At 64.8% G+C, this 12,949-nt stretch carries 15 protein-coding genes; 5 read left to right on the forward strand and 10 right to left on the reverse strand.

What is annotated here, in order from left to right; genetic code table 11:
• Window positions 1-4: 4 nt before the first annotated feature.
• The 6 genes from ATO7_RS00575 to ATO7_RS00600 all read right to left on the reverse strand — a co-directional run bounded on the left by ATO7_RS00575 (window position 5) and on the right by ATO7_RS00600 (window position 4,833).
• Window positions 5-412, reverse strand: a complete 408-nt coding sequence (locus ATO7_RS00575) for an iron-sulfur cluster assembly scaffold protein (protein WP_083558980.1) — start codon at window positions 410-412, stop codon at window positions 5-7.
• Entirely contained in the window at window positions 409-1,581 is a 1,173-nt protein-coding gene (locus ATO7_RS00580; RefSeq protein ID WP_083558981.1) for a cysteine desulfurase family protein, read from the reverse strand. Before ATO7_RS00580 ends, ATO7_RS00575 begins: the two co-directional genes overlap by 4 nt.
• Window position 1,582: 1 nt before the next feature.
• Window positions 1,583-2,749, reverse strand: coding sequence for a cysteine desulfurase family protein (locus ATO7_RS00585; protein ID WP_083558982.1), 1,167 nt, complete (start codon window positions 2,747-2,749; stop codon window positions 1,583-1,585).
• Window positions 2,746-3,183 (reverse strand): Rrf2 family transcriptional regulator, encoded by a 438-nt coding sequence (locus ATO7_RS00590; protein WP_083558983.1) that lies wholly within the window; start codon window positions 3,181-3,183, stop codon window positions 2,746-2,748. Before ATO7_RS00590 ends, ATO7_RS00585 begins: the two co-directional genes overlap by 4 nt.
• Complete coding sequence (gene cysE / locus ATO7_RS00595; RefSeq protein WP_083558984.1) at window positions 3,180-3,947, reverse strand: serine O-acetyltransferase; 768 nt, start codon at window positions 3,945-3,947, stop codon at window positions 3,180-3,182. Before cysE ends, ATO7_RS00590 begins: the two co-directional genes overlap by 4 nt.
• An 88-nt stretch (window positions 3,948-4,035) precedes the next feature.
• A complete protein-coding gene (locus ATO7_RS00600; protein WP_083558985.1) occupies window positions 4,036-4,833 on the reverse strand; it encodes an RNA methyltransferase in 798 nt (265 codons plus the stop codon).
• On the opposite strand from ATO7_RS00600, the gene ATO7_RS00605 reads away from it, so the two are divergent.
• Window positions 4,832-5,602, forward strand: coding sequence for an inositol monophosphatase family protein (locus ATO7_RS00605; protein WP_083558986.1), 771 nt, complete (start codon window positions 4,832-4,834; stop codon window positions 5,600-5,602). The genes ATO7_RS00600 and ATO7_RS00605 overlap by 2 nt on opposite strands.
• Window positions 5,603-5,614: 12 nt before the next feature.
• On the opposite strand, the gene ATO7_RS00610 is transcribed toward ATO7_RS00605, so the two are convergent.
• The gene (locus ATO7_RS00610; protein WP_083558987.1) at window positions 5,615-5,974 is read right to left on the reverse strand and encodes a hypothetical protein; all 360 of its coding nucleotides are present in this window, start codon (window positions 5,972-5,974) and stop codon (window positions 5,615-5,617) included.
• A 50-nt stretch (window positions 5,975-6,024) separates the two neighbouring features.
• Window positions 6,025-6,567, reverse strand: a complete 543-nt coding sequence (locus ATO7_RS00615; RefSeq protein WP_240499400.1) for an arylesterase — start codon at window positions 6,565-6,567, stop codon at window positions 6,025-6,027.
• Between the two features lie 73 nt (window positions 6,568-6,640).
• Between ATO7_RS00615 and ATO7_RS00620 the strand changes: the two genes are divergently transcribed.
• Together ATO7_RS00620 and ATO7_RS00625 are read left to right on the forward strand one after the other, a co-directional pair.
• Complete coding sequence (locus ATO7_RS00620) at window positions 6,641-7,312, forward strand: ABC transporter ATP-binding protein (protein WP_083558988.1); 672 nt, start codon at window positions 6,641-6,643, stop codon at window positions 7,310-7,312.
• Window positions 7,313-7,321: 9 nt separating this feature from the next.
• Window positions 7,322-9,796 (forward strand): ABC transporter permease, encoded by a 2,475-nt coding sequence (locus ATO7_RS00625; RefSeq protein ID WP_083558989.1) that lies wholly within the window; start codon window positions 7,322-7,324, stop codon window positions 9,794-9,796.
• Here the strand turns inward: ATO7_RS00625 and yhbY are convergent, their stop codons facing one another.
• Entirely contained in the window at window positions 9,797-10,150 is a 354-nt protein-coding gene (yhbY, locus tag ATO7_RS00630) for a ribosome assembly RNA-binding protein YhbY (protein ID WP_206044747.1), read from the reverse strand. It lies immediately after the preceding gene.
• Window positions 10,151-10,289: 139 nt separating this feature from the next.
• Here yhbY and ATO7_RS00635 point away from each other — a divergent pair, with 139 nt between their 5' ends.
• Window positions 10,290-12,239: a tetratricopeptide repeat protein gene (locus ATO7_RS00635; RefSeq protein WP_146680089.1), complete on the forward strand. Its 1,950-nt coding sequence runs from the start codon at window positions 10,290-10,292 to the stop codon at window positions 12,237-12,239.
• Window positions 12,236-12,508, forward strand: a complete 273-nt coding sequence (locus ATO7_RS00640; RefSeq protein ID WP_083558991.1) for a hypothetical protein — start codon at window positions 12,236-12,238, stop codon at window positions 12,506-12,508. The genes ATO7_RS00635 and ATO7_RS00640 overlap by 4 nt, the downstream gene beginning before the upstream one ends.
• 18 nt (window positions 12,509-12,526) lie before the next feature.
• Here the strand turns inward: ATO7_RS00640 and ATO7_RS00645 are convergent, their stop codons facing one another.
• Entirely contained in the window at window positions 12,527-12,943 is a 417-nt protein-coding gene (locus ATO7_RS00645) for an SRPBCC family protein (RefSeq protein WP_083558992.1), read from the reverse strand.
• Between the last annotated feature and the right edge of the window lie 6 nt (window positions 12,944-12,949).

Below are 12,949 nucleotides of genomic sequence, written 5' to 3' on the forward strand. Positions count from 1 at the left end.
GTACTCATTCAGCGGTTGGCGCCGACACGGCCTCGACCGTCGGCGCATCATCCAGGGCCTGATTCAAGGCTTCCACGGCCATCACCGCGCAATAACGCTTGACCGCAGGCAGGTCCAGTTGTTCCGCGATCAGACGCGGTTCCAGCGTGGCCATGGCGTCACGACGCCGCCCGGTGACATGGGCACACAGCCACGCGCCAGTGGCAATCAAATAGGGGCAACCCAGTGCCTGGAACAGCGCATCATCGATGCGCCCGTCCGGCGCCACCAGCAATTCAAGCTGCAGCACCGCGTGGCTGGCCGGCGTCGTGGCACGCCCACGCGAAGGTTTTTGTTCGGCCTCGAAACAACCATGACGGCGCGGCTCGCGAAACAGCTTCCAGATCTTGTCCGAATATGCACTGGGATTCATGCCGCTGCCTCCTCGCGCCACAGAGGTGACAGCGCGCGCAAACGCCGCACGCTGGCGATCACGCGCTGAGCCGCCTGATCGACCTGCTCGGCCGTGGTGGTCGGGCCAAAGCTGAACCGCAAACTGGCGTCGGCCAGGCTGTCGCTACGCCCCAGTGCGCGCAGCACATAGGACGACTCGGCATGGTCCGAAGTGCACGCCGAACCACTGCTCACGGCCAGATCGATCAGATCAGCGCGCAGGGCCTCGCCATCGACACCGTGAAAACTCAGATTGAGGATATGCGGTGATTGCGCGGTTTGCGCACCATTGACCTCGACCTGCGGCAGACCAGCAACAAGCTGATCCAGCAAACGACGGCGCAACCGCCCCAGATGGCGGAACATCTGCTCACGCTCCGCCTCGGCCAGCTCCGCAGCACGGACCAGCCCGACAATCTGATGCACCGGCAAGGTGCCCGAGCGCAGCCCGCGCTCCTGGCCACCACCGAACACCAGCGGCTGCACCTTGACCGGAGGTTTGCGCCGCAGATACAGCGCGCCGACCCCTTTGGGGCCACCCAGCTTGTGCGCCGAAAAGCTCATCATCGCGACGTCCCAGCGGCGCGCCTCGATGGGCAGCTTGCCCAGCGCTTGGGCCGCATCCACATGCAGCAGCACCTGAGCCTCACCGCACACCCGGGCCAGTGCCGGAATGTTGTGGACCACACCAGTTTCGTTGTTGACCAGCATGCAGCTGGCCAGACAGGTCTCATCGGTTATGGCCGCGGTCAGCGCTTGCGTGGTAATCAGCCCTTGTTCATCGGTCTCCAGCCAGTCCAGGCTCCAGCCCCGGCTGGCCAGCTGACGGCACGGATCCAGCACCGACTTGTGCTCGGTCTTGGCCAGCGCAATACGCTTGCCCTTGTTGCTGTAGAACGCCGCGCCACCCAGCAGCGCCATGTTGTTGGATTCTGTCGCACCGGACGTGAACACGATGTCCTCGGCCTTGGCGCCGATCAATGCGGCGAAGCGTTCACGGGCCTGCTCCACGATGTGCGCGGCCTGACGTCCGGGCGCGTGATCCGAGCCGGGATTGGCAAAATGGCCCGTTTCGGTCATGCACATGGCCATAGCCTCGGCGACCTCGCGACGCACCGGCGTGGTCGCGGCGTGATCAAGGTAAATCATTTCAGCCACCGAACAGTCCTGCCGCGAAAGCCGGCGCGCGCGTGCCCACGATCTCGTTCAGCGCCTTGAGAAAGACATCGACCTCATCATGCGTGTTGCGCACCCCAAAGCTGACCCGGATCGCGCTGTGCGCGGTGTCTTCGTCGTAACCCATGGCCAGCAGCACATGGGTGGGCTGACCGGTGCCGGCGTGGCAGGCCGAACCGCTGGTCACCGCGATGTCACGCCGATCCAGTTCCATCAACAGCGCCTCGGAATGAAAGCCGCGCACGCCAAACTGACAGGTGTTGCTGACCCGGGCGGCCTCGCGGGCAAAAATCTGCACATTGGGCAGGCTCGTCAGGCCCTGCTCCAGGTGCTCGCGCAAAGCCAGCGTGTGCTGCTGCCGCGCCTTCAGATCGCGCCGCGCCAGCACCGCCGCCTGCCCGAAACCCACGATGCCGGGCACGTTCTCGGTGCCGGCACGCAGGTGATGCTCATGCCCGCCACCGAACAGCAGCGGGCGCAATTCCACATCACGCTTGCACAGCAGCGCGCCAACCCCCTTGGGGCCATAAATCTTGTGCGCAGACAGGCTGAGCAGATCAACCGGCGTGGCGGCGAAATCCAGAGCCAGCTTGCCCGCGGCCTGAACCGCATCCGTGTGCATGCGCGCGCCATGCGCTCGGGCCACGCCGCCGAGTGCGGCGATGTCCTGGATCACCCCAGTTTCGTTGTTGGCCCACATGATCGACACCAGCGTTGAATCCGACGCCCCCTCGGCCAGCACCCGCGCCAGACTGTCTTCGCTGATCCGCCCCTCGCCATCCACCGGCAGGATATCCACCTGCGCGCCGGCGTCGGCGCGCGTCTGGGCCGCCTCCAGCACCGCCGCATGCTCGGTGCTGGCAACCACATAGCGAGCCTGCTGTTGGCCCGCGCCCGACGCCACCGCATTGAACGCCAGGTTGTCGGCTTCCGTGCCACCTGAAGTGAACACAATTTCGCCCGGCTGCGCGCCAAGCAACGCGGCTACCTGCTCACGCGCGGTGTCGATCGCCTGGCGCGCCAGACGCCCGGCTCGGTGCACGCTGGACGGGTTGCCGTAGTGCTGACTCAACCACGGCTGCATGGCCTCCAGTACGTCCTCGGCCATGGGCGTGGTGGCATTGTGATCGAAATAAATCATGCGCGCGGCGCCTCATCGCCCTGCTCTGCACAACCGGGCTGACCACCCCTGGCGCACTCGCACAGCGAGGCCAGGGTGGCGTCCTCCAGATAGTTGCGCATGCACTCGGACAAACCCGACCAGAATTCACTGAGCAGGGTTTGGTGCACCGGCCCGGCCGCATCCTGGGTGATTTTCTGCGCTTCCACCGCAGCAACAACCTCGGCCACGCTGATCGCATCCGCAGCGCGACACAGGCGGTAGCCACCGCTGGCGCCTCGCACGCTCTCCACCAGGCCCCGGTTCTTCAGACCGCAGAAAATCTGTTCAAGATACTTCACCGACAGTCCCTGACGCCGCGCCACATCGGCCAGCGGCACCGGTTGCTGGCAGCCGTGCAAGGACAGATCAAGCAGGGCGGTCACCGCGTAGCGACCGCGCGAGGTGACATTCACTCCTCAGCCTCCTGACACGGATCGAATTCCGGCACGTCGAGTTCGGGAACATCAACCTGTGGCTCGCGCCCGCCAAGCTCGCACAAGCGTTTGCAGATCTGTTTGAGCTGCTCGTCCTGGGCATGGATGTGCTCCAGCATCTTGCTGATTGCATTGGCCACAGGGTCGGGCATGTCCTTGCTCAAGCCGTAAGCGTCGAAACCCAGCTTCTTGGCGATCGCAACCGTGGCGTCCGAAGGTTCGGGCGTTTTTTCGCGCAACACCTGACGCGCCAGCACGCCAACCATAGTGGCACCATCCGGCACCTCCTTGGTGACCACCGCGTTGGAGCCGATACGCGCCCCCTCGCCCACAGTGAAAGGTCCGAGCACTTTTGCCCCCGCTCCCACCACCACATTGTTCTTCAGGGTGGGATGACGCTTGCCTTTGTTCCAGCTGGTTCCGCCCAGCGTCACGCCCTGATACAGGGTGACGTCGTCACCGATTTCGGCGGTTTCACCGATCACCACGCCAAAACCGTGGTCGATGAAAAAACGCCTGCCGATGCGCGCACCGGGATGAATCTCGATACCGGTCAGCCAGCGGCTGACATGCGCCACCCAGCGCGCCAGCCAGTGCAGGCGGCGACGCCACAGCGCATGCGCGACACGATGGAACCACAGGGCATGCAGGCCCGGATAACAGGTCAGCACTTCCCAGGTCGAGCGCGCCGCGGGGTCGCGACCGAATACCGACTGGATGTCTTCACGCATGGACGAGAACATGGGCTTTCCTGCTGAACCGGCGACTGCCGCCGCCTTTTCCTACTGAACGAGTCGGAATTTTAACGCGATCCGCGCCAGGGCATGCAAATCACGGCTCCGCCGTGGCGCTGTCCAAGGTCTTTTCGGTGGCGGCGAGCTGCCCGCGCAGGATGTTGATCTCGTTGGTATCAAGCGCTGCCCGCGCATAAATGCGCCGGATGCGGCGCAGGATGGCGTCCTGGTTCTTGCCGGCAAAAAACCCGGTGCGCTTGATCACCCGGTCAATGTGACCGATCAGCCCCTCCAGCTCTTCAGAGCGTGCCGGCCGGTAGCCCTCCGGCGCAGCTTGCGGCAGGCGCGCCGCCGACTGTATCCATTCGTAAGCCAGAATCTGAACCGCCGCAGCAAGATTCAGCGAGGCAAAAGCGCTCTGCGTGGGAATCCGCACCAGGCGCTGGCACAGATCCACTTCCTCATTGGTCAGACCGGTGCGCTCGCGCCCGAACACCAGGGCCACCTCACCGTCGCCGGCCAGCTGCCCGGCCTCGGCGCAGAAATCGCGCGGCAACATCACCTGCGGGCCGATATGGCGCTCGCGCGCCGTTGTGCCCACCACCAGTGTGCAATCAGCCACGGCTTCAGCCAGCGTCGCGCAGACCCGCGCGTTGTCGAGCACGTCGACCGCGCTGACCGCGCGCGCGGTCGCTTCATCACTGGGAAAAATGCCCGGCTTGGGGTCAACCAGCACCAGCTGACTCAGTCCCATGGTCTTCATGGCCCGGGCCGCGCCCCCTATGTTGCCCGGGTGAGTCGTCCCGCACAGCACAACGCGCAACGGCGGTCGGCCGTCTGCCGGGTTGTGCGTGGTATCCTGTGCGGCTGTTTGTCCTGCCCTGTCGGCGTCCATGCACCCTCTCGTCAATATCGGAATTTCTGCCGCACGTGCGGCTGGCAACATTATGATGCGCCACCTGGATCGCGTCGATCAGTTGAAGATCGACCGCAAGGGCCGCTACGACTTCGTCTCCGACGTCGACCACCGGGCCGAGCAGGCGATCATCGAGACCATTCACCGCGCCTACCCGGATCACGCGATCCTGGGCGAGGAAAGCGGCGAGCATGGCGAACACGAGGTGCAATGGATCATCGACCCGCTCGATGGCACGACCAACTACCTGCACCAGATTCCGCACTTCTGCACCAGCATCGGCATCGTTGATCGTGGCGAGCTGGCCCACGCGATTGTTTACGATCCGTTCAAGGAAGAGCTGTTCACTGCGAGCAAGGGCCGCGGCGCGCAGCTCAATCGTCGTCGCATCCGCGTCAGTGGCGCACGACGCCTGGATCAAGCTCTGATCACCACTGGCGAACCGCTGGACGAAGGTCCGCGCATGGACCGCTACCTGCCTCAGCTGGAGCGCGTCACCAAGGGCGGTGGCGGCATTCGCCGCAGCGGCTCGGCGGCGCTCGATCTGGCCTATGTTGCAGCCGGTCGCTACGACGGCTTCTGGGAACTCAACCTCAAACCCTGGGATATCGCTGCCGGCATCCTGCTGGTGCGTGAAGCCGGCGGTGCGGTGCAAGAGTTGGCCGGCGGCGATCCGCTGAAAAGCGGCGACATCGCGGCGGCCAACACGCGTCTGATTGAACCTTTGATGGCAGCGATTGCGGGCTGAGGCTGATCACGCTCAGTTGAGCACCCGGTAACCGCGCCCGCGCAAGCAATTGCGCAACACCTGCCCTTTTTCGCTTTCGCCCTGGAGCGCGCCACCGGCGCCACCACCGACCGCGCCGGCACCCGCCGAGCGCGCGATGGCGGAACTGTCACCGCCCAGCACCGCGGTGATCGCGCCGCTGACCACGGCGCCGAAACCCGCGCTTTTGGCCGCGGCTTGGCCGGTCGAGACCTGGTCGGCGTAGGCCTCGCATTCGCTGTAATCCTGCTGATACCGGGCCTGATCAACACCTTTGGTGTCCACAATCGCATTTTTGCTGGCGCATGCAGCCAGCCCGCCGATCAGCATCAGTGCGCACACACGTTCGATCATGATTGGACTCTCCGTTCGTTCGCCAACATCGCCAGGGTAACAAGCACAGCCTAGCGCGACGCCGATCCCAGCAACGGCTCCAGCACCGGCCAGACCACATCCAGCATGCGCGGCTGTGCCGCCGCGGTTGGATGGATGCCATCATCCTGAAACAGGCTCGGGTCGGTTGCTATGGGAGCCAGAAAAAACGGCACCAAGGGCACATCCGTGTGAGCCGCAACCTGGCTGAAGCTGGCCTGGAAGGCCTCGCTGTAGCGCGCGCCATAGTTGGGCGGAATGCGCATCTCGAACAGCACCACACGGGCGCCGGCCTGGCTCGACAGCGCAATCATGCTGGTCAGGTTTTCGCGCATCTGCTCAAGGCTTTGCACGCGCAAGCCATCGTTGGCGCCCAGTTCGATGAGAACCACCGCCGGTTTTGCGCGGTCCAAAGCCTGTGGCAAGCGACGCAGCCCCCCTTCCGTGGTCTCACCCGATATGCTCGCATTGATGACCTGGTGCGGGAACGACTGCGCGCTCAAGCGCTGTTGCAGCAAACTGACCCAGCCCTGCGCCTTGGGGACGCCGTAAGCCGCAGACAGGGAATCACCCATCACCAGTATGTTCGGGCTCGCTTGCGCCGCGAACGAAACTAAGCAGACAAAGAAAATCAGGACTCGCGCCATCATGTCACTCGCCATCCAGGCTGAAAAAATCGAAAAAAGCGTCGGTTCCGGCAGCAGCCGCATCCAGATTCTCAACGCCACCAGCGTCTCTATCGATAGCGGTGAGACTGTCGCCATCCTCGGGCGTTCCGGCGCCGGCAAAACCACCCTGCTGTCTTTGCTTGCTGGTCTGGACCAGCCCAGCGCCGGACGTATCCTACTTGACGGCCACGCGCTCAATGGCCTGGACGAGGAACAACGCGCCAAAGTGCGCGCCGGGCGCGTGGGCTTCGTGTTTCAGTCCTTTCAGCTGCTCAGCGGTTTTACCGCCTTGGAAAACGTGCGCCTGTCTGCTGAACTGGCCGGCTTGAGCGACGCCCGTGAGCGCGCGATCAGCGCCCTCAAGGATGTCGAACTGGGCCACCGCCTGGAGCATTTGCCGCGCCAGCTGTCCGGCGGCGAAAAGCAGCGAGTCGCGCTGGCCCGGGCCTTTGTCGCCAGGCCGGCCATCCTGTTTGCCGATGAACCCACCGGCAACCTGGACGCGGCCACCGGCGCGCACATCGTGGAACTGATGTTCGCGCTCAACGCGCAGCACGGCACCACCTTGGTGCTGGTGACGCATGACGAAGCCCTGGCCGCACGCTGCCAGCGCCAGTTGCGCTTGCGTGACGGCCAGCTCGTCAACGCCTAGGAGAACATCATGAACTGGCGTTTACGCTGGGCGCGCCACCACCTCAGCGCCCTCATCCACGACAGCGAACTGCGCGTACTCGGCCTGGCGCTGGTTTGCGCGGTAGCCGCCAGCAGCGCGGTGCAGCTGTTCGGCGACCGCATGGCCCGGGCGATCACCGCACAAAGCGGTGAATCGCTGGGCGCGGATCTGATCATCAGCGCGCGCAGCCCGATCGATGACACAGCGATCAGCGCACTCAACCCGCAGCTGCGCATGGCCAGAACCATTCACCTGCCCTCGGTGATCTGGTTTGGCGACAGCAATCATCTGGCCGGACTAAAAGCGGTGGATGAGCACTATCCATTGAAGGGTGAGTTGCGCACCGCCGCCGCACCGCTGCACGAAGAACGTGTTGCACGGCAGATTCCCGAGCCGGGCAGCGCCTGGGTCGACGCCCAGCTGTGGAGCGAGCTGCGCCTGCAGCGCGATGCCACGATCGAGGTCGGTGCCACAACCTTGCGTGTGTCGCGCCTGCTGACCTACGAGCCGGATCGCGGCTCAGGCTTTGTCGACATCGCACCACGCCTGCTCATCAACATGCAGGATCTGCCGGCGACCAAGCTGCTGCAACCCGGCAGCCGCGCCCAGTACCGCGTGCTGGTCAGCGGCGATGAAGACAGCCTGCAACAGGTCAAGGCGCTGGAATTCCCACCCGATACGCAGCTCAGTACACCCGCCGACGCACGCCCGGAAATTCGCAGCGCAGTGAGTCGGGCTGAGAGTTTTCTGGCCTTGGCCAGCATGACCGCCAGCCTGCTAGGCGCCATCGCCGTGGGCCTGTGCGCGCATCAATACGGCCAGCGTCTGCGTGCCGATGTTGCCCTGCTACGCTGCCTGGGGGCCGCGCGCCGGGATATTCTCGGCGCCTTGCTGATCAGCCTTCTGACCATGGCCAGTGTGGCCGGTGGGCTGGGCGCTGCGATCGGCTGGGCTGTGCAATTCCTGCTGCAGGATTTGGCCCAACTGATGCTGCTGCCAAGCCTGCCGCCGCCGCATCCGCTGGCACTGGCTCAGGCCTGGCTGATTGCCCTGATTCTGCTCGCCGGCTTTGCCCTGCCGCCACTGCTGGACGCAACCCGGGCGGCGCCGATTGCCGTGCTGCGCAATGACAACCCACAGCAGCGCTCCGGCTGGGGCTGGCAATTTGCCGCACTGGCCGGGTTGGTCGGCCTGCTGGCCTTGCAGGCCCCGACCTGGAGCATGCTCGGCGCGGTGATCGCTGGCCAGGCGCTGACCGCAGCGCTGCTGGCGGTGTTGAGCCTGGCTATCCTGGCGCTGCTGCGACCATTGCGCCATGCCGCGCTGCGCGGCTGGCGTCTGGGCCTGGGCAATCTGTTGCGCCGCACCGGCCTGTCGATTGCCCAGAGCATGGCGCTGGGCCTGGGCCTGCTGGCGCTGCTGCTGCTCACCGTGGTGCGTCACGATCTGCTGCAGGGCTGGCAGAACAAGCTGCCGCCCGACACCCCGAACCAGTTCCTCATCAACATCCAGAGCGACCAGGTCGAACCTCTGCAGGCGTTCCTGAAAGCCCGCGGGGTAACCGCTCAGCGCATCTGGCCGATGGCCCGAGCGCGCCTGGTGGCGGTCAACGACCAGCCCGTTGATGCCGACAGTTTCAGCGATCCGGAAACCCAGCGCTGGATCAACCGGGACTTCAATCTGTCCTGGGCCGATCAACTTGGTGATGACAACCGCATGGTCGAGGGGCAGTTCTGGGGCCCAGAAGCCCACGGACAAGCGCTGATCTCGGCCGAGCTTTACGTGCAGGAGCGTCTGGGTGTGGGCATCGGCGACACCCTCAGCCTGGACTTTGCCGGTGATGTCCGGCGTTTCACCATCCACCATCTGCGCGAGGTTGACTGGGAATCCTTCCAGCCCAATTTCTTCTTGCTCACCCCGCCCGGGGTGCTCGACGATGTGCCTGCAACCTGGCTGACCAGCTTCTACCTGCCCCCGGAACAACGCAGCGCAATGCGCGACCTGAACCAGACTTTCCCCGGCGTCACAGTGCTCGACCTGGATGCGCTGATGGATCAGGTGCGCACGATCATGCAGCGCATTGTCGGCGCGCTGGAAATGGTCTTCGTGTTCACCGTGGCGGCGGGACTGATCGTGCTGCTGGCGGCCATGGAAGCCGGCCGCCACGAACGCCGCCGTGAGATTGCCCTGATGCGCACCCTGGGCGCCTCGCGCCGGGAAGTGCGCCAGGCTCTGCTCAGCGAGTTCGCCGCGCTAGGGGCGCTCAGCGGTCTGGTCGCCGCACTGTGCGCCCAGGCGGTCGGCTGGGTGCTGGCGGCCCAAGTGTTCGAGATTCCCTATGAAATCCGCTGGCTGACTGTGGTGGGCAGTGCAGCCGCCGGGGCCGTTCTCGTTTGCGCCCTGGCTTGGCTGAGCCTGCGTCCGGTGACCAACACGCCACCGGACCGCATCCTGCGCGAATGATCAGCGACGCGTCCGCGGCGGGTTCTTTTTTGCCCGGGCCTGGGCAGCCGTCGCCTGGGCGGCGCGCTCGGCCTTGCGCTGCAGGGTCTTGGACGGACGGTACAGAATGACCACGGCACCGATGGTTGAGACGATCTCGGCCTTGACCGCAGCAGCCAGCTCGACCGCCATCTCGGCGCGCTCGTCACGCTCTGCACCGGCCAGACGCACCTTGATCAGTTCATGATGCTCAATGGCCTGATCGGTCTCGGCAATAATCGCCTCGGTCACCCCCTTGCCACCGGTTTGAATAATCGCCGACAAACTGTGGGCACGGGCTTTGAGTTCGCGTTTCTGCGCAGATGTCAGGCTCATACACACTCTCCGGTACAAGGGCCGCAATTTGCAGTCGGCTGGAAAAAAACGTATTCAGGCATTCACAGTACATCCTGGGACGGCGGCGAATTGTACGCGCGCCGGTGATCGGAAAACCAATAACGGATTCTCTAACACCTTGTCTTTTCCCCACCACATGCGGCCGCTGACCCGCGCCCTCAGTCTGCTGGCCTTGAGCCTGGGTCTGAGCCTGAGCACGTCGGCAGCAGCCAGTAATGACGCGCGCTTGCAGTCGATCAAGCAACAAACCCTGGCGCTATACACTTTGCGCCTGGCCGACCAGCGCCAGTTTTCCTCCAGCGCCAGCGTACTCATCGGCCAACGCAACCCCGGCGTGCGCCTGCAGCGCGTGCGCATTGCGGTGGATGGTCAACTGCACATCGACTATGCCTACCATGGCAGCGAAGCTGCCCTGCTGGCCGCCGATGCCATGCACAAGCTGGGACTGGTCAATCTGGCCGGCGGCCCGCATGAAATCAGTGTCGAAATGCAGTGGGCCCAGCAAGGCGGTACCTACACCGAGGCGCGCACGCAAACCCTGCGGCTGGACACCTGGCCGCGCGGCTTCTCGGTCCAGCTTGATGCGCGCGAACGTGGCAGCCAGCGTATCGCAATCCAGACCCCAATCGACGGCGCCGGCATCTTGCGCAGCGCACGTTTCGAGCTGGCCCTGGGCCGCGCGCTTAAAGCGGTGACCCAGATGCAGATGCTGGCCCATGTCGACCCTGTTCTTGCCGGCACAGCCAGTGCCCAGGAACTGCTCGCCCAGAGTCTGGCTGCCTGGGGCCTGGACAGTGCTGCTCAGGCCACCTACAGCCAGCTCAGCCAAGCCCGAACCGACAACGAAACACGCAACCGGGCGCGCCTGCGCGCGGCCGAGCTGGCCTTGCAGCTGGGCCAGATGGATGAAGCAGGCGAACGCCTAAACGCGGGCACCAACAACTGGTCGGCCGAGCAACAGGCTGCGGCCAAGCTGCTCGATGCACGCCGCCTGCTGGCCCAGAACAAGGTTGAAGCCGCACTCAAGCAAACGACTGACGCCGGGCCGGCCCTGCTGCGCTACAACCTCGCCGTGGCCTTGATCGACAGCCGCCAGGACGACGCTGCGGACCGCTTGCTGGAAACCCTGGCTACGGCGCCCGCACCGGCGGATGAATACCACGCGCGCATTCAGGATCTGGCTCAGCTCAAACTCGGCTACCGTCATCTGCGCTTCGGCCGCGCCGAGGCCGCCCAGGCCATGCTCAGCCGTATGCGTCTGGGCAGTCCGTATACCAACCGCGCCCTGCTCGGTCGGGGCTGGAGCAAGCTGCTGCCGCTGGCCCTGCAGCAAGGGCGCCTGATCGCTGTGCCGGATGACGGCTTCCGCCCCTTGTTCGTGCAAGCCATTGACGCGGCGCTGCGCCAGCCCGGCAATGCCTCGCGTGCGGCGGTGCGCGACGCCATCACCGACTGGGCCCGCCTGCAGGATCAGGATCCCTTCGATGCGGCCGTTCAGGAGGCTCTGGTCGCCACGCCCTATGCGCTGCTCAAACTGGGCGAGTACGCCCGGGCGATCCAGTACAGCGAAAAAGCGATTGCTCGCCTGGAACTGATTCGTGACGACCTCAAGGCCGGCATGCGCCAGTCACGCAAGGGGCTGGCCCTGAACGGCGCCGAACTGGTGCGTGAGCAGTGGCCGCCGGAACCGGCAGCCTGGGCCCGGCGCTACGCCACCGGCGCCTGGTGGCGCAGTGACGCGGACCCGCTACCCATTCCGGACAACGCCTACCGCCCCCGGCTGCTGCTGGACGGTGACACCCTGACCATGCTCAACGACATGCACATGCTGAACGAGGTCGAACAGCTCACCGATGCCATTGCCGAGCACCCGGACCTCAAGCTACGCGCCACCCAGCTGCGCAAACGCATCGAATCCGAGCGCCAGGCGCAGCAGAAAAACCTGGATCGTCAGGCTTATTACTGGATGTACCAGGAACTTGAGCGGGCAACCCGCTATTTGATCATGGCCCGCTTCAGCCTGGGGCATGCCTACGCCCACGAAAATGCCGCAGGAGAACAGCCATGATGCTGCGCACACTCGCTGCCCTGAGTCTGGCGCTGGCCAGCCTGAACACCAGCGCAGCCGACGACTTGGGCATGCGCATCAGTGGTGATGACAGCGCCAACTTCGGCCTCACCATCAGCAACTGGATTGAGGGTCAGGATGCCGGCACGCTGGCCCCCGGCCTGATTCGCGAAGACGCGGTGGCTCTGGACGAATGGCAGCTGCGCATGCAGATCCGCATGGAACGCGCGGTGTCACCACCGGGCGCGCCCATCAATCAGACGCGCTGAGGTTCAGCACGATACGGCTCAGGCGATGCGCTTGAGCCCCATCTTGAGAGCCTGGGACAGGCCCAGCTCCAGGGCGCGACCGATCGGCGCCAGCGGCGCTTCGAAATCAATCGTCCAGGTCACCTGGCTGCCACGCTCGGTGGCAGCGAAGTCCAGGCGCCCTTTGTGATTGCGCACCGGGCCACCATTGCGGGTGATGCGGTACTCGATGAATTCGTCGGCCTGCGCAGCCGTCACGGTTTCCTCGATACCCAGCGGCGGCGGCCCCATGCGGCGCACCGAACCCGCACCGTTGACGTCGGGCTGACCGTCACGAATACGACGCACCGGAATCAGGAACACTTTGTTCAGCTTGTTGTGATCGGCCAGCGCCGCAAACAGCTCGCCGACCGGGCGCGCCGAGTCCTGGGTAATACGAATATGGTGTTGCGACATAACAAA

This window comes from Oceanococcus atlanticus, assembly GCF_002088235.1.
GTDB classification, from domain to species: Bacteria; Pseudomonadota; Gammaproteobacteria; order Nevskiales; family Oceanococcaceae; genus Oceanococcus; species Oceanococcus atlanticus.